This window comes from Streptomyces wuyuanensis (assembly GCF_900103455.1).
In the GTDB taxonomy this organism is placed as follows: Bacteria; Actinomycetota; Actinomycetes; order Streptomycetales; family Streptomycetaceae; genus Streptomyces; species Streptomyces wuyuanensis.
Genome location: NZ_FNHI01000012.1, coordinates 95,594 through 111,101, shown reverse-complemented (window position 1 = coordinate 111,101; position 15,508 = coordinate 95,594). Strand labels below are relative to the sequence as shown.

The window sequence follows — 15,508 nt, the reverse complement described above, 5'->3', positions numbered from 1 at the left end:
CTTTGAGAGGACTTGAAAAGCTCCATGGCGAAGATCCTGAAGTTCGACGAGGACGCCCGTCGCGCCCTTGAGCGCGGCGTCAACAAGCTCGCCGACACGGTCAAGGTGACGATCGGCCCCCGGGGCCGCAACGTCGTGATCGACAAGAAGTTCGGTGCCCCCACCATCACCAACGACGGTGTCACGATCGCCCGTGAGGTCGAGATCGAGGACCCGTACGAGAACCTCGGCGCCCAGCTGGTGAAGGAGGTGGCGACCAAGACCAACGACATCGCGGGTGACGGCACCACCACCGCCACCGTTCTCGCCCAGGCCCTGGTCCGCGAGGGTCTGCGCAACGTCGCCGCCGGCGCCTCCCCGGCCGCCCTGAAGAAGGGCATCGACGCCGCGGTCAAGGCCGTCTCCGACGAGCTGATCGCCACCGCGCGTCCGATCGAGGAGAAGTCCGACATCGCCGCCGTCGCCGCGCTGTCCGCCCAGGACCAGCAGGTCGGCGAGCTCATCGCCGAGGCGATGGACAAGGTCGGCAAGGACGGCGTCATCACCGTCGAGGAGTCCAACACCTTCGGTCTGGAGCTGGACTTCACCGAGGGCATGGCCTTCGACAAGGGCTACCTGTCGCCGTACATGGTGACCGACCAGGAGCGTATGGAGGCCGTTCTCGACGACCCGTACATCCTGATCAACCAGGGCAAGATCTCCTCCATCCAGGACCTGCTCCCGCTGCTGGAGAAGGTCATCCAGGCCGGTGCCTCCAAGCCGCTGCTGATCATCGCCGAGGACGTCGAGGGCGAGGCCCTGTCCACGCTCGTCGTCAACAAGATCCGCGGCACCTTCAACGCGGTCGCGGTGAAGGCCCCCGGCTTCGGTGACCGCCGCAAGGCGATGCTGCAGGACATGGCCACCCTCACCGGTGCCACCGTCATCGCCGAGGAGGTCGGCCTCAAGCTCGACCAGGCCGGTCTGGACGTGCTGGGCTCCGCCCGCCGCGTCACCGTGACCAAGGACGACACCACGATCGTCGACGGCGGCGGCCAGAGCGGCGACGTGGCCGGCCGCGTCGCGCAGATCAAGGCCGAGATCGAGGCCACTGACTCCGACTGGGACCGCGAGAAGCTCCAGGAGCGCCTCGCCAAGCTGGCCGGCGGCGTGTGCGTGATCAAGGTCGGCGCCGCCACCGAGGTGGAGCTGAAGGAGAAGAAGCACCGTCTGGAGGACGCCATCTCCGCGACCCGCGCCGCGGTCGAGGAGGGCATCGTCTCCGGTGGTGGCTCCGCTCTGGTCCACGCCGTCAAGGTGCTGGACGGCAACCTCGGCAAGAACGGCGACGAGGCCACCGGTGTCGCGGTCGTGCGCCGTGCCGCCGTCGAGCCGCTGCGCTGGATCGCCGAGAACGCCGGCCTCGAGGGCTACGTCATCACCGCGAAGGTGGCGGAGCTCGAGAAGGGCAACGGCTTCAACGCCGCGACCGGCGAGTACGGCGACCTGGTGAAGGCCGGCGTCATCGACCCGGTCAAGGTCACCCGCTCCGCCCTGGAGAACGCCGCGTCGATCGCCTCCCTGCTCCTCACCACCGAGACCCTCGTGGTGGAGAAGAAGGAAGAGGAGCCGGCGGACGCGGGCCACGGTCACGGCCACGCCCACTGACCCGTACCGCTCTCCCGTCCGACAGGACGCACGAAGGCCCCCGTTCCCGGGGGCCTTCCCCTGTGAGCGGCCGGGGCGCCGGGGCCCGGCACCGGCTGCGTCTCCGGCTACATGTCCAGCGCCCCGAGCATGCCCATCAGCCCGAGCCGGTCGTACTGCCACCACCCCTCGCAGATCAGGCCCTCGTGGAGCCGGTGGACGGTCGTCCCGGTCATCGAGACCTGCCTTCCGGTGGGCGCGAGGCCCAGGAACTCGCCCTTGTGCGTGCCCTCCCACGTCCAGCGGGTGCAGACGCGGTCGCCCTCGGCGACCTGGTCCTCGAGGGTGAAGGTGAAATCGAAGGCGTCGCGCCACATCGCGACCTCGCGGCGGAGGGCCTCGACGCCGATCACGTCCGGGGAGTTGGCCGGGTCGTGGTCGTGGTAGTCCCGGGTGAGCAGTCCGTCGAGGAGGCCGGGGTCGCCGGGAAGCGCCTCGGTGAAGAACCGGGCGCACACGTCCTTGTGCAACTGCTCGTCGCGGATGACCTCCAGGTCGGTGAAGGTCGGCATGCCGTCGCACAGCGCGACCATCTCCTGGAAGATCCGGTCGGTCTCGGGGAGGTTCGAGTTCCGCATCGCGTCCTCGTACGAGGGGAACTCGACGATCTCCACCACATGGGTACCGTCGGATCGGTCCTGTGCGAGGAGGCTGTGGGTGGCGGTGCGCCTGCCCCTGGTCTGTTCGACCCAGGTGTCCAAAAGCCGGTTCAGCTCGTCGACACGATCCGTCTTGCAGTCGATCATCTGTACGAATGTCATGGCGTCTCCCGGGCGCGTGGGGCGCTGCGTCGGATGCCTCCATTCTAGTGAAATCCGTGCATTACGCCTTAATTCGCCCTGCTGGGCGAGCGGTTCTGCCGGGGGCCGGGTGGTCGCGGCGCAGCGGGGCGGGCCCGCTTCAGGCCGACCGGTCCAGCGCCGCGGGGACGACCGGCTCGGTGAAGGGCAGGCCCAGGGCGTACCGCTCCACCTCGTCCAGCGCCAGATCGGCCATCCGGTACAGCTCCTCGCCCAGTGAGCCCGCGACATGCGGGGTCAGCAGGACGTTCGGGAGGTCGTAGAGAGGTGAGTCGGCGGGCGGCACCTCGGGCTCGGTGACGTCCAGCACGGCGCGGAGGCGGCCGGACAGCAGCTCCGGGAGCAGCGCGTCCGTGTCGACCAGCGACCCCCGCGCGGTGTTGATCAGGGTCGCGCCGTCGGGCATCAGGGACAGCCTGCGGGCGTCGATCATGTGGCGGGTGGCCGGGATCTCCGGTGCGTGGACGGTGAGGATGTCGCTGCGCAGGCAGAGGTCGTCCAGCGGCACCGCCTCGACCCCCAGCCGGGCGGCCTCGTCCTCGTCCGCGTACGGATCGTGGAGCAGCACTCGCAGATCGAAGGGGCGCAGCAGCTCGATCACCCGCCGCCCGATCCGGGACGCCCCGACGACCCCGACCGTACGGCCGTAGTTGCCGGCGCCGTCGAGTTCCAGGCGCCAGTCGTGCGGGGCGCGCAGCTCGCGGTAGCGCTGACTGCTGTGCAGCACCCGTTTGTTGGCGAAGAGGATCGCGGCGAGCGTGTACTCGGCCACGGGCAGCGCGTTGGCCGCGGCCGCGGAGGTGACGAGGATGCCGCGGTCCCAGCACGCCCGGGTGATGTGGTGCTTCACCGAACCCGCCGCATGGACGACGGCCCGCAGCCGCGGCGCGGCGTCCAGGACGCGCTCGTCGAGCGGCGTCGCGCCCCAGCAGGTGAGCAGCAGCTCCGCCTCGGCGAGGGCGGCCGCGACGGCGGGCGGGGGATCGGCCAGGTCGTGGGCGACGAGGTCCGGGTCGGTCCGGGTCAGGTCGGCCAGACGGGCCCGGTGGGCGTCGGTGAACAGGCGCTCGGCGATACCGGTGCCCATGGCGAGCAGCAGAAGCGGCCCGCCGCTGCTGCCGTCGGCCTCGCCGGTGGCGTTGTCAGTGGCGTGGTGCATGGTGGAAGTCCGACTCCTCGGTGGTCACCTCAGGTCAAACCGGCGGCCGGCCGCGGGGCCCGACGCGTCGTCAATGCCGCCCCCGCCGCACGCCCTGAGGAGAACGAGGGCGGTGGCGGTGCCTGCTGTGACTCGGGTCGATCTGCTCCAACTACGGCTCACGGCCGGGTTCCTGAGGCTGCGGCACGGGTGCTGGCGTTGGCCGAGATACTTGAGCCAGGTATGAGCGAAGTCAAGAGCGAAAGACTGACTGATCGAAGAGTGATCAGATCACGGGCGGTACCCGGCTCCGCACGAGGCCCGGACCTTGAGCCGCGGCAGCAGCGTCAGGTGCCGCCCCGGCCCGTCCTCGTCCCGGCCGGCCGTGAGCCGCTCGACCGGCAACTCCGCCGCGTACCGCCCGACATGGCGCTTCGGCGGGGCGACCGCCGTCAGCGGGGTGTCGGCCAGTGCCGCGACCTCGTCGTCGTACGCGATCAGCGCCAGGTCCTCCGGCACCCGTACGCCCAGTTCGGCCAGCCGCTGCACCATCTGGATCGCGTCCACGTCGTTGTGCGCCAGCGCCGCCGTCGCCGACCCCGAGGTCGCCGCGGACCGCAGCGCCTGCGCCGCCGCCTCGAAGCCCTCCGGGTCGCGCTCGGCCGGCACCGAGTCGATCACGGCCCGCGGTGCGGTCAGCCCGAGCGCCCCCAGCGCCTCCCCGTACCCCGAACGCACGGCGAGCGCCGTCGGGCTGTCCGCCCGCGCCACCAGCAGGGGCGTGCCGTGCCCGAGCCCGACCAGGTGCCGTACCGCGAGCAGCACCCCGTGTCCGTGGTCGGACGAGACCCGGTCCAGCTCGTCGAGCGCGCTCCCGGGCACGGGCCGCCGCTCCAGTAGCACGGTGGGCACGGGCAGTCCGGCGATCCAGCCGCCGTGCTCCGCCGGGTCCCCGGGCCCGCGCCAGCCCGGTGCGACCAGGAGCCCTTTCGCGCCGGCCGCGAGGAGTCCCTCCGTACGGGCGCGGTCCTCCTCGGGCCGGTAGTCGGAGATGCGCAGGACGAGCCGGGCGCCGGCGCGTGCCGCCGCCTCGTGCGCCCCACGGATCACCTCGGCGAAGTAGTAGGTGGAGGACGGCGCCAGCATTCCCACCACCAGCCCACCGCCGTTCGTGCGCCGCCCCGGTGCGCCCTCGCCCTCCGGCCAGGACACCTGGCCGTGCACCCGGTCCAGCAGGCCGCGCCCGGACAGTGCCTCCACGTCCCTGCGGACGGTCACGGCCGAGACCGCGAGGCGGTCGGCGAGTTCGGCGACCCGCGCGGTGCCGTGCTCCCGTACCAGGTCCAGCAGTCGGTCGTGACGTTCGGCAGCTCTCTCGCGCACGGCGGCGGTCCCCTAGCGGTGTGGTGGCCCCGGCGCCCCGGGCCGGTCCGCCTGGGTCAGGCCCTAGTGCAACGTGATCGAACGACAAGAGTTTCGATCATTCACTCTTAATCTATTGACCGTTGAAGCACTTGCGGTGATGATGCCGCCCGTGGCCACGCCGTCCGAGAACCGTGAGTTGAGCCCCTTCACCGGCTGGACCCGCGGCCACTGGGAGACCGTCGCCGACGAGCTCCTGCTGGCGGTCCGGCCGTTCGCCTCCCCCCGTCGCGGACTGATCGACCTGCCAGGGCCGCGCCCCAGTTCGTCCGGACACCGGTCGGACGGGCTCGAAGGCTACGCCCGCACCTTCCTGCTCGCCGCCCTCAGGGTCGCCGGAGCCCACGGCGAGGACCCGCACGGTCATCTCGCCCGCTACGCCGAGGGACTTGCCTCCGGAACCGCCACCGACCGCGGGCCCGACGGCTGGCCGCGCATCTCCGACGTCCCCCAGGCGATCGTCGAGTCCGCGTCCGTCGCCCTGTCCCTGCGGCTGACCCGCCCCTGGCTGTGGGACGCCCTCGACGACCGCACCCGGCAGCGCGCCGTCGACCGGCTGCTGCCCGCCCTCGGCCCCTCGCCGGTCGACAACAACTGGTGGCTCTTCGGCCTCACCGTCGCCGGTTTCCTCCAGGACGCCGGCATCGAGACCGACCTGGCCCGGCGCACGATCGACCGTTCCCTCGCGCGCATCGATGAGTGGTACCGGGGCGACGGCTGGTACAGCGACGGCGCCGGACGCTCCTTCGACCACTACAACGGCTGGGCCCTGCACCTCTATCCCGTCCTGCACGCCCACCTCGGCGGCGACCGGGAACTCCTCGAGCGCTACGGCCCCCGGCTGCGCGCACATCTGGACGGCTACGCACGCCTCTTCGGCGCCGACGGATCGCCGATGCCCTACGGCCGTTCGCTGACCTACCGATTCGCCGCCGCGGCCGCCCCCTGGCTCGGCGCCCTCACCGGGTACAGCCCGCTCACCCCGGGCACCACCCGCCGGCTCGCCTCCGGGGCCATGCGCCACTTCCTCGACCGCGGTGCCACCGACGACCGGGGCCTGCTCACCCTCGGCTGGCACGGTCCGTACGAACCGGTCCTGCAGGACTACTCCGGCCCCGCCTCCCCCTACTGGGCGTCGAAAGGCTTCCTCGGCCTGCTGATCCCGCCCTCCCACCCGGTCTGGACGAACCGCGAGGAACCGCTGCCGGCCGAGACCGGGGACGCCGTCACCACCCTCGCCCCGCCCTGCCTGCTCGTCCAGTCGACGGCAGCCGACGGACTCGTCCGGCTCCACAACCACGGCACCGGTTACGCGGCAGCCGTGGACGACCCCTGCTACGCGCGCTTCGCCTACTCCACCGGCACCGGCCCCACCCCGGCGGACGGCACCCTCCCCGACAACCACTTCGCGCTGCTGGTCGGCGGCGGGCACACCGCCCGCGGCCCCGTGGAACCCGAGGGCTCGGGTCCCGGCTGGGCGGCCTCCTCCCACACCCCGTGCCCGGGCGTGCGGGTGCACTCCCTGACGCTCGCGCACGGCCGGGCGGAGGTCCGGGCCCATCTCGTCACCGGGGCGCCCGAGGGAACCCAAGTCCGGCAGACCGGCTGGGCCGCCGACCCGGATGGACCCACGGCCCAACTCCAGCCCGTGCAGGGCTACACGGTCCGCACGGCCTCCCCGTCCGGCCCCACCCTCCAGGGCCCGGCCACCCGCACCGCCGCCCTGCACGGCACGACCGGCCCGGGACCGGACACGCTCTTCGTCGCCCTCGCCTCGCTCACCGCCGAACCCGATCCCGCACCGGTCACCGCCCTCGCCGAGGTCGGGACAAGCGGCCGCACCCTCACGGTGACCTGGCAGGACGGGACTACTTCGGTCCGTACTTGCGGCCCGCCCTGGAGCTGACCCCACCCAGCAGACCGCGCGGGGCCAGCTTCACCACGCCCATCAGCGCCTTGTAGCGCGGATCCGGCACCGACAGCGCCTTGCCGCGCGCCAGATCGGCGAGCGCGGACGACACCAGCTTGTCGGCGTCCAGCCACATCCAGCCGGGGATGTTGTCCGTCCCCATCCCGGCCCGCTCGTGGAACTCGGTCCGCACGAAGCCGGGGCAGAGCGCCATCAGCCGCACCCCCGTGCCCGCCAGGTCCCGGGCCGCTCCCTGGGTGAACTGCACGACCCACGCCTTCGACGCCCCGTACGTGCCGCGCGGCACGAACGCGGCGACCGAGGCCACGTTCACCACCCCGCCCCGGCCCCGGTCGCGCATGGGCGCGGTGGCCGCGGCCGTCAGCCGCAGCACCGCCTCGCAGTGCACCTTGAGCATCCGCAGCTCGTCGGCCATGGAGACCTCGAGGAAGCGGCCCTTGTTGCCGAAACCGGCGTTGTTGACGAGCAGGTCCACCGGCCGCCTGCGGTCGCCGAGCCGCTTCTCCACCGAGGAGATGCCGTCCTCCTCGGCCAGATCCGCGGTCACCACCTCCGCCTCGATGCCGTGCCGGTCGTGGAGTTCGGTGGCCTGCTCCTGGAGGCGCTGGGTGTCCCGGGCCACCAGGACCAGATCGTGCCCGTCCGCCGCGAGCCGCCGCGCGAAAGCGGCCCCGATGCCCGCGGTCGAGCCCGTGATGAGTGCTGTCGTCATAGGCGGCACGTTAGTGCGCCGCGTGCACGGGCGCCGTGCGGCCCGGCCCGGTGCCGGGCCGCCTGCCGGCCCGTCCGGCGGCCGCCGGACGGCGTCCCCGCAGGTCCCGCTGCCGCCGCTCCCGCCGTCGCCGGCCCGCCGTCCTGCGGCTCGTCAGGGCGGGGCCCCGCCCCCGGGCCCCGCCCCGGCCCCCGCCCCGAGGCACCGTCAGCCGCCGTGCTTCTCCGCGTACTCCCGGGCGACCTCCAGCAGCGAGGACTCCATCCACGGCGCCGCGACGAGCGTGCGCGGCAGCAACTCCCGTTCCACCGTGGCCGCCCTGAACAGCAGCGCGACGGTGATGTCGTGCTCCGGCCGGTGCACCACCCGCACCGGATCGCCCGCCCGGAGCGTCCCCGGCTCGATCACACGCAGCAGTGCACCCGGCTGCCCCGCCCGGGTGAACCGCCTGACCCAGCCCTTCTCCCCGAGGTGCCCCTGGAAGGTGTTGCAGGGCACCCGGCCGCCCGTGACCTCCAGGACCACTCCGGAGCCGATGCGCCAGCGCTCCCCGATCAGGGCCCCGTTCACATCGACGCCCGTGGTCGTGAGGTTCTCCCCGAACGCACCGTCGGCCAGCGTCCGGCCCAGCTCCCGCTCCCAGTGGTCGAGGTCCTCGCGGGCGTACGCGGTGACGGCGCGGTCGCCGCCCCCGTGGAAGCGGGGGTCGCCGATCTCGTCCCCCTCGACACCGCTCGCGCCGGTGTCCCGGGGCCCGGGGGCGAGGACCCGCACCGGACCCGGGACGGGCCGCTTGTCCACACCGCTGAGGCCGGTGGCCGCGGAGGTGTGCTCGACGGCCCTGAGCCGCCCCACGTTCACGGAGAGAATTTCCATGCCCCGACGCTAATCCGACTACCCCAAAGGATCCACGGAGTATTTCGCCTACGCCCCAAGCGTCTCTTATGATCGAGGGGTGATCGAAGCCCGTCACCTCCGCGTCCTGCGCGCCGTGGCCGCCACCGGATCCTTCTCGGCGGCGGCCCGTGAACTGGGCTGCACCCAGCCCGCGGTCAGCCAGCAGATGAAGGCACTCGAGGCGTCCGCGGGAACCCCGCTGCTGGTCCGTGCCGGGCGGGAGATGCGCCTCACCCAGGCCGGGGAGGCGCTGGTGCGCCATGCGGCGGGCATCCTGGCGGGGCTCACCGCCGCCGAGGAGGAGGTCGCGGCGATCGCCGGGCTGCGCGCCGGCCGGGTGCGGCTGGTGTCGTTCTCCAGCGGCAGTTCCACGCTGGTGCCCACCGCGCTCGCCGCCCTGCGCGCCGCGCACCCGGGCACGCGCGTCTCCCTCGTCGAGGCCGAGCCGCCGCGCTCCGAGGAGATGCTGCGCGAGGGGGACTGCGACGTGGCCCTGGCGTTCCGGTACGGCACCGGCGGCACGGAGTGGGCGGACCTCGTCGTACGGCCGTTGCTGAGCGACCGGCTCGTGGGGCTGGTGCCCGAGGGGCACCGCCTGGCGGACGCGGGGTCCGTGTCCATCGCGGATCTCGCCGACGAACCGTGGATCGCCGGGTGCCCGCGCTGCCGCCGCCAGCTCGTGGCGGTCTGCGAGGAGTCGGGGTTCACCCCCAGGATCGATTTCGCCACGGACGACTACCCGGCCGTGGTCGGACTCGTCGGTGCGGGTCTAGGCGTCGCGGTGCTGCCGGAGCTCGCGCTGGAGTCCGTGCTGCCCAAGGGCGCCCGCACAGTGGCGGTGGAGCCCTCGGTCCACCGCGAGATCGTCGCCCTGACCCTGCCGGATCTCGCCCAGGTGCCCACGGTCGCGGCCACGCTGGACCGGCTGGCACTGGCCGCCGCCCGCTGACGCGCCGACGCGCGCCCCCTGGTTTCAGCGCCGTCCCGGAAGTGGCCCGGACGGTGCAGGAACGTTTCTTCTCAAGTCGTGACGGCTGCGGGTCAGCCGTGCGGCGCGTGGCCCGCGCCACCTGCCGGAATCAGCCGGTGCCGCGCCCGTCCCATGAGCTCCTCGCGCTCGTCCTCCGTCAGTCCGCCCCACACCCCGTACGGCTCCCGGACCGCGAGTGCGTGCGCCGCGCACTCCGCGCGTACCGGGCACCTCATGCAGACCTCTTTTGCCGAGTTCTCGCGCGCACTCCTTGCCGCGCCGCGTTCCCCCTCGGGATGGAAGAAGAGCGAGCTGTCTACCCCACGGCATGCTGCGAGCAGCTGCCAGTCCCACAGATCGGCGTTCGGTCCGGGAAGGCGGGAGAAATCTGCCATAGCGCATGTCCCCTTGTAGCCGTGCTGAGTGGTTCTGAGCTCCGACCGTACATCTACGGTGTAAGTAGATGTAAATATGACTCATTGCGAATCTAGTCGCAGACACCAGTAAATGGGAAGAAATGCCGCTAAATGGGGCATAGCTGCCATCTGACATGCAGTTGAGCTGTGTCGCTCTCCTCCGCTCACGGGTCCTCACGTAGAGTGCCGAAGGTGCCCGGCCCACCCGTAACTCTTTCGAGTGACCGTCGTTGAGAGGGCGGAGGCGGTTGAGAGAACAAGCGCTCGGGCAGAAGTCCGGGGGCGTCAACCGCACAGGTGACGATACGTAACCAGCCTGGAGGCTCAAGGTGACGCGCATCAGCTGCGGAGGGCGGCCATGACATCCGTCCTCGTCTGCGACGACTCCCCGCTCGCCCGAGAAGCGCTCCGCCGCGCGGTGGCAACCGTGCCCGGCGTGGAGCGCGTGACGACCGCGGCCAACGGCGAGGAAGTCCTCCGCCGCTGGGGGGCCGACCGCTCGGATCTGATTCTGATGGACGTACGCATGCCCGGACTGGGCGGCGTCGAGACGGTCCGCCGGCTCCTCTCCGCCGACCCCGGCGCCCGGATCATCATGCTCACCGTCGCCGAGGACCTGGACGGCGTCGCGCTCGCCGTCGCCGCCGGCGCCCGTGGATACCTGCACAAGGACGCCTCGCGCGCCGAGCTGCGGGCCACGGTCACCCAGGCCCTCGCCGACCCGACCTGGCGGCTCGCCCCGCGCCGGCTGCGCTCGGCCGAGATGGGCGCCGCCCCGACCCTCACCGCCCGGGAGATCCAGGTGCTCGAGGGCATGAGTCACGGCAGGTCCAACGCCGAGATCGGGCGCGAACTGTTCCTCTCCGAGGACACGGTGAAGACGCACGCCAGGCGGCTGTTCAAGAAGCTGGGTGCCTCGGACCGGGCGCACGCCGTCGCGCTCGGATTCCGCTGGGGCCTGGTCCGCTGAGCGGTGCCGGGCGAAGCCGGGACCGCTCCCGGCGGGAGAACCGGAAGGGCGCGCGGCCGTCGTGCACGAGACGCGCGCCCGGGGCCCTGTCGCACGGGCCCCACAGGCATCGCGAGTCCCGCCCGTCATGCTGTGGGCGGGGCGGCGGACGGCGGGGGGCGCACGTTTCCCGCGCGATGCCGCATCCTTGAGTTGTGGAGTTCCTCGGGGACGAGTCGGTCGAGCGCAAGGGGAGGGCGCAGGAGATGAGTTCCGGCGCACCTGCTCATAACGCTTCGGTGCACAACTACGGACGCGGTGCCACGGATCAGCGGCAGCCAGGGCACCATGGACCGATGCGCGACGACGAGGCGGCGGCTGCCCAGGGGGCCATCGGTGCCCTCGTTCAGCGTGCCGTCGACGGCGACGACCAGGCCACACACGATCTGCTGGCCCGGGTCCACCCGCTCGCGCTGCGGTACTGCCGCACCCGGCTGAGCCGGCTGCCGGGTGATGCCCGTCACTTCGTCGAGGACCTCGCGCAGGAAGTCTGCGTCGCGGTCCTCATGGCGCTGCCGCGCTACAAGGACACCGGGCGCCCCTTCGAGGCGTTCGTCTTCGCGATCGCCGGACACAAGGTCGCCGATCTTCAGCGGGCCGCCATGCGGCACCCCGGGTCCACCGCGGTGCCCTCCGACGAGATGCCGGAGCGGCCCGACGACTCGCTGGGCCCCGAGGAGCGCGCGCTGCTCAGCGATGACGCGGAGTGGGCCAAGAGGCTCCTCGCCAGCCTCCCGGAGAACCAGCGCGAGCTGCTGGTGCTGCGGGTCGCGGTCGGGCTCACCGCCGAGGAGACCGGACAGATGCTCGGCATGTCGCCGGGTGCGGTCCGCGTCGCCCAGCACCGGGCCCTCAGCAGACTGCGGGCGCTCGCGGAGCAGTAGCGTGGAGGGCGGCGCCTGAACCGTACGAGCGCCGCGTCCGTACGTACGAACGTACAAAGCTGCTCGGTGATCTTGATCGTGGAATGTGACACCTTCGGATCCCGTTAGCATGGACATCCGCACCGATCAAGGCCATTTGGGGAAGGTGTCATGACTGCCTACGTCGACGGAGTGCCCGAGAAATTCGCGACACTCGGGCTGACCTACGACGACGTGCTGCTCCTGCCCGGCGCGTCCGACATGGCGCCCGACCAGATCGACGCCTCCTCGCTCGTCTCGAAGAACGTGCGGGTGAACATCCCGCTCCTGTCCGCGGCCATGGACAAGGTCACCGAGTCGCGGATGGCGATCGCCATGGCGCGGCAGGGCGGCGTCGGCGTGCTGCACCGCAACCTCTCGATCGCCGACCAGGCCAACCAGGTCGACCTGGTGAAGCGCTCCGAGTCCGGCATGGTCACCGACCCGATCACGGTGCACCCGGACGCGACGCTCGCCGAGGCGGACGCGATCTGCGCCAAGTTCCGGATCAGCGGCGTCCCGGTCACCGACGCGGCCGGCAAACTGCTCGGCATCGTCACCAACCGCGACATGGCCTTCGAGACGGACCGCTCCCAGCAGGTGCGCGACGTCATGACCCCGATGCCGCTGGTGACCGGCAAGGTCGGCATCTCCGGCGTCGACGCCATGGAGCTGCTGCGCCGCCACAAGATCGAGAAGCTTCCGCTGGTCGACGACGCGGGCATCCTCAAGGGCCTCATCACCGTCAAGGACTTCGTCAAGGCGGAGAAGTACCCGAACGCCGCGAAGGACAAGGACGGCCGGCTCATCGTCGGCGCCGCGGTCGGTGTCGCCGGTGACGCCTTCGAGCGCGCCCAGGCCCTCATCGAGGCCGGTGTCGACTTCATCGTCGTCGACACCGCCCACGGCCACTCCAAGCTGGTCGGCGACATGGTCGCCAAGATCAAGTCGAACGCCCCCGTCGACGTCATCGGCGGCAACGTCGCGACCCGCGACGGCGCCCAGGCGCTCATCGACGCCGGCGTGGACGGCATCAAGGTCGGCGTCGGCCCCGGCTCCATCTGCACGACCCGCGTCGTCGCCGGCATCGGCGTCCCGCAGGTCACCGCGATCTACGAGGCGTCCCTCGCCGCCAAGGCTGCGGGCGTCCCGGTCATCGGCGACGGCGGCCTCCAGTACAGCGGCGACATCGCCAAGGCCCTGGTCGCGGGCGCCGACACGGTGATGCTCGGCTCGCTGCTCGCCGGCTGCGAGGAGTCCCCGGGCGAACTGCTCTTCATCAACGGCAAGCAGTTCAAGTCGTACCGCGGGATGGGGTCGCTCGGCGCGATGCAGTCCCGCGGCGACCAGCGCTCCTTCTCCAAGGACCGCTACTTCCAGGAGGGCGTCGCCTCCGACGAGAAGCTCGTTCCCGAGGGCATCGAGGGCCAGGTGCCCTACCGCGGCCCGCTCTCGGCGGTCGTCCACCAGCTCGTGGGCGGTCTGCGCCAGTCGATGTTCTACGTCGGCGGCCGCACGGTGCCGGAGCTGCAGGACCGCGGCCGGTTCGTCCGGATCACCTCGGCGGGTCTCAAGGAGAGCCATCCGCACGACATCCAGATGACGGTCGAGGCGCCGAACTACAGCAGGAAGTAGCGCGAACCGCGGCAGGTGGCTGCGGTGGCGTTTCCGCAGGGGCGGTCCCGGGGATTCCCGGGACCGCCCCTGGCATGTGTGTCGGGGATACTGGTAGACGCAGACGTAGAGGGAAAGGCCACACATCGTGACTGAGATCGAGATCGGGCGCGGCAAGCGCGGCCGCAGGGCGTACGCGTTCGACGACATCGCCGTCGTACCGAGCCGGCGTACCCGGGACCCGAAGGAGGTCTCGATCGCGTGGCAGATCGACGCCTACCGTTTCGAGCTGCCGTTCCTGGCCGCCCCCATGGACTCGGTCGTCTCCCCGCAGACCGCGATCCGCATCGGTGAACTCGGCGGACTCGGCGTGCTGAACCTCGAGGGCCTGTGGACCCGGTACGAGGACCCGCAGCCGCTGCTGGACGAGATCGCCGAGCTGCCCGCCGAGAGCGCGACCCGCCGTCTGCAGGAGATCTACGCCGCACCGATCAAGGAGGAGCTGATCGGGCAGCGGCTCAAGGAGGTGCGCGACGCCGGCGTCGTCACGGCGGCCGCCCTGTCGCCGCAGCGCACCGCCCAGTTCTCCAAGACCGTCGTCGACGCGGGTGTGGACATCTTCGTCATCCGCGGCACGACCGTCTCGGCCGAGCACGTGTCGGGGGCGGCCGAGCCGCTGAACCTGAAGCAGTTCATCTACGAGCTCGACGTGCCGGTCATCGTCGGCGGCTGCGCCACGTACACGGCGGCGCTCCACCTGATGCGCACCGGCGCCGCGGGTGTCCTCGTCGGCTTCGGCGGCGGCGCCGCGCACACCACCCGCAACGTGCTGGGCATCCAGGTGCCCATGGCGACGGCCGTCGCGGACGTCGCCGCGGCCCGGCGCGACTACATGGACGAGTCCGGGGGCCGGTACGTCCACGTCATCGCCGACGGCGGGGTGGGCTGGTCGGGCGACCTCCCGAAGGCCATCGCCTGCGGCGCGGACGCCGTGATGATGGGCTCCCCGCTGGCCCGCGCGACGGACGCGCCGGGCCGCGGCCACCACTGGGGCATGGAGGCCGTCCACGAGGACGTGCCGCGCGGCAAGCTCGTCGACCTGGGCATCGTCGGTACGACGGAGGAGATCCTCACCGGTCCCTCGCACACCCCGGACGGTTCGATGAACCTGTTCGGCGCACTCAAGCGCGCCATGGCGACGACGGGCTACAGCGAGCTGAAGGAGTTCCAGCGCGTCGAGGTGACCGTCGCGGACTCCCAGCACAAGCGCTGACGGCGGCCCGGACCGTACGCACGGCAGGGGCCGGCACCGTCTCGGCCGAGACGGTGCCGGCCCCTGCCGTTTCCGCGTGGCCGGTCAGGCCGGACGCCGGCAGTGGCGCCGGACGGTCACTCCGTCGCCTTCTTGGCTCCGGCGAAAGCGGCGAAGGCGGCCAGTGCGAAGAAGACCAACGTCATGAAGTCCTTGCTCGCGCTCCAGGCGTCCGTCATCAGACCGAAGTTGTCGAAGAACATCTCGGACGCGGACACCTTCAGCTCGTTGCCGGCGATGACCGCGATGGCGAGGAGCTGGCCGAGGTAGACGGCGCCGAGCGAGAGCAGGGCGCTGACGACGGGCACGACCGGGTTGCGGCCGCCGAGCTTGCCGGCCGCGAATCCGACGAGGAAGCCGACGCCGATGGCGGCCCAGCCGATCTCCCGCTCGATCGCGCCGGCGACACCGCCGTAGACGCCGCCCGCGACCAGTGCCGCGGCCAGCGCGGCGACCAGTCCGAGGGCGACGTTGCCGCGCGCGGGGGCGGGCGCCGGGACGTCCGCGCCGACCGGTGCGGTCGCCGGGACGTCCGCGCCGAGGACCGGTGCGGGCGCCGGTGCGGTGCCGTCGGGGAACGGAGCGCCGGACGGAGGCGTGGACTGCTCGGACGGCGGAGTGGACTGGGACATGATGGTGTTCCCCCCATGGAACGCTGAAGCGCACGGATGTGCGACGAGTGGCGCTGGAGGCTAGCACC

At 71.9% G+C, this 15,508-nt stretch carries 14 protein-coding genes; 7 read left to right on the top strand and 7 right to left on the bottom strand.

Annotation, left to right across the window (positions count from 1 at the left end):
* Positions 1 to 24: 24 nt before the first annotated feature.
* Entirely contained in the window at positions 25 to 1,647 is a 1,623-nt protein-coding gene (groL, locus tag BLT82_RS18815; RefSeq protein ID WP_093656306.1) for a chaperonin GroEL, read from the top strand.
* Positions 1,648 to 1,754: 107 nt separating this feature from the next.
* On the opposite strand, the gene BLT82_RS18810 is transcribed toward groL, so the two are convergent.
* The 3 genes from BLT82_RS18810 to BLT82_RS18800 form a co-directional block, all read right to left on the bottom strand.
* Positions 1,755 to 2,447: an ester cyclase gene (locus BLT82_RS18810; protein ID WP_093656304.1), complete on the bottom strand. Its 693-nt coding sequence runs from the start codon at positions 2,445 to 2,447 to the stop codon at positions 1,755 to 1,757.
* 139 nt (positions 2,448 to 2,586) lie between these two features.
* Positions 2,587 to 3,645, bottom strand: coding sequence for a hydroxyacid dehydrogenase (locus BLT82_RS18805; protein ID WP_093656302.1), 1,059 nt, complete (start codon positions 3,643 to 3,645; stop codon positions 2,587 to 2,589).
* Between the two features lie 270 nt (positions 3,646 to 3,915).
* Complete coding sequence (locus BLT82_RS18800) at positions 3,916 to 5,007, bottom strand: substrate-binding domain-containing protein (protein WP_093656300.1); 1,092 nt, start codon at positions 5,005 to 5,007, stop codon at positions 3,916 to 3,918.
* A gap of 142 nt (positions 5,008 to 5,149) precedes the next feature.
* On the opposite strand from BLT82_RS18800, the gene BLT82_RS18795 reads away from it, so the two are divergent.
* Positions 5,150 to 6,952 (top strand): DUF2264 domain-containing protein, encoded by a 1,803-nt coding sequence (locus BLT82_RS18795; RefSeq protein ID WP_093656531.1) that lies wholly within the window; start codon positions 5,150 to 5,152, stop codon positions 6,950 to 6,952.
* Here the strand turns inward: BLT82_RS18795 and BLT82_RS18790 are convergent.
* Together BLT82_RS18790 and BLT82_RS18785 are read right to left on the bottom strand one after the other, a co-directional pair.
* A complete protein-coding gene (locus tag BLT82_RS18790) occupies positions 6,915 to 7,688 on the bottom strand; it encodes an SDR family NAD(P)-dependent oxidoreductase (protein WP_093656298.1) in 774 nt (257 codons plus the stop codon). The genes BLT82_RS18795 and BLT82_RS18790 overlap by 38 nt on opposite strands.
* Before the next feature lie 207 nt (positions 7,689 to 7,895).
* A complete protein-coding gene (locus tag BLT82_RS18785) occupies positions 7,896 to 8,564 on the bottom strand; it encodes an MOSC domain-containing protein (protein ID WP_093656296.1) in 669 nt (222 codons plus the stop codon).
* Between the two features lie 79 nt (positions 8,565 to 8,643).
* On the opposite strand from BLT82_RS18785, the gene BLT82_RS18780 reads away from it, so the two are divergent.
* Positions 8,644 to 9,534, top strand: coding sequence for a LysR family transcriptional regulator (locus tag BLT82_RS18780; protein ID WP_093656294.1), 891 nt, complete (start codon positions 8,644 to 8,646; stop codon positions 9,532 to 9,534).
* Positions 9,535 to 9,626: 92 nt separating this feature from the next.
* On the opposite strand, the gene BLT82_RS18775 is transcribed toward BLT82_RS18780, so the two are convergent.
* Positions 9,627 to 9,950 (bottom strand): WhiB family transcriptional regulator, encoded by a 324-nt coding sequence (locus BLT82_RS18775; RefSeq protein ID WP_093656292.1) that lies wholly within the window; start codon positions 9,948 to 9,950, stop codon positions 9,627 to 9,629.
* A 379-nt stretch (positions 9,951 to 10,329) separates the two neighbouring features.
* On the opposite strand from BLT82_RS18775, the gene BLT82_RS18770 reads away from it, so the two are divergent.
* The 4 genes from BLT82_RS18770 to BLT82_RS18755 all read left to right on the top strand — a co-directional run bounded on the left by BLT82_RS18770 (position 10,330) and on the right by BLT82_RS18755 (position 14,769).
* A complete protein-coding gene (locus BLT82_RS18770) occupies positions 10,330 to 10,941 on the top strand; it encodes a response regulator transcription factor (RefSeq protein ID WP_003948568.1) in 612 nt (203 codons plus the stop codon).
* Positions 10,942 to 11,276: 335 nt separating this feature from the next.
* Positions 11,277 to 11,864, top strand: a complete 588-nt coding sequence (locus BLT82_RS18765; protein WP_093656289.1) for a sigma-70 family RNA polymerase sigma factor — start codon at positions 11,277 to 11,279, stop codon at positions 11,862 to 11,864.
* A gap of 150 nt (positions 11,865 to 12,014) precedes the next feature.
* A complete protein-coding gene (guaB, locus tag BLT82_RS18760) occupies positions 12,015 to 13,517 on the top strand; it encodes an IMP dehydrogenase (RefSeq protein ID WP_093656287.1) in 1,503 nt (500 codons plus the stop codon).
* Between the two features lie 127 nt (positions 13,518 to 13,644).
* The gene (locus BLT82_RS18755; protein WP_093656285.1) at positions 13,645 to 14,769 is read left to right on the top strand and encodes a GuaB3 family IMP dehydrogenase-related protein; all 1,125 of its coding nucleotides are present in this window, start codon (positions 13,645 to 13,647) and stop codon (positions 14,767 to 14,769) included.
* A gap of 116 nt (positions 14,770 to 14,885) precedes the next feature.
* On the opposite strand, the gene BLT82_RS18750 is transcribed toward BLT82_RS18755, so the two are convergent.
* A complete protein-coding gene (locus BLT82_RS18750) occupies positions 14,886 to 15,440 on the bottom strand; it encodes a hypothetical protein (RefSeq protein ID WP_093656283.1) in 555 nt (184 codons plus the stop codon).
* Between the last annotated feature and the right edge of the window lie 68 nt (positions 15,441 to 15,508).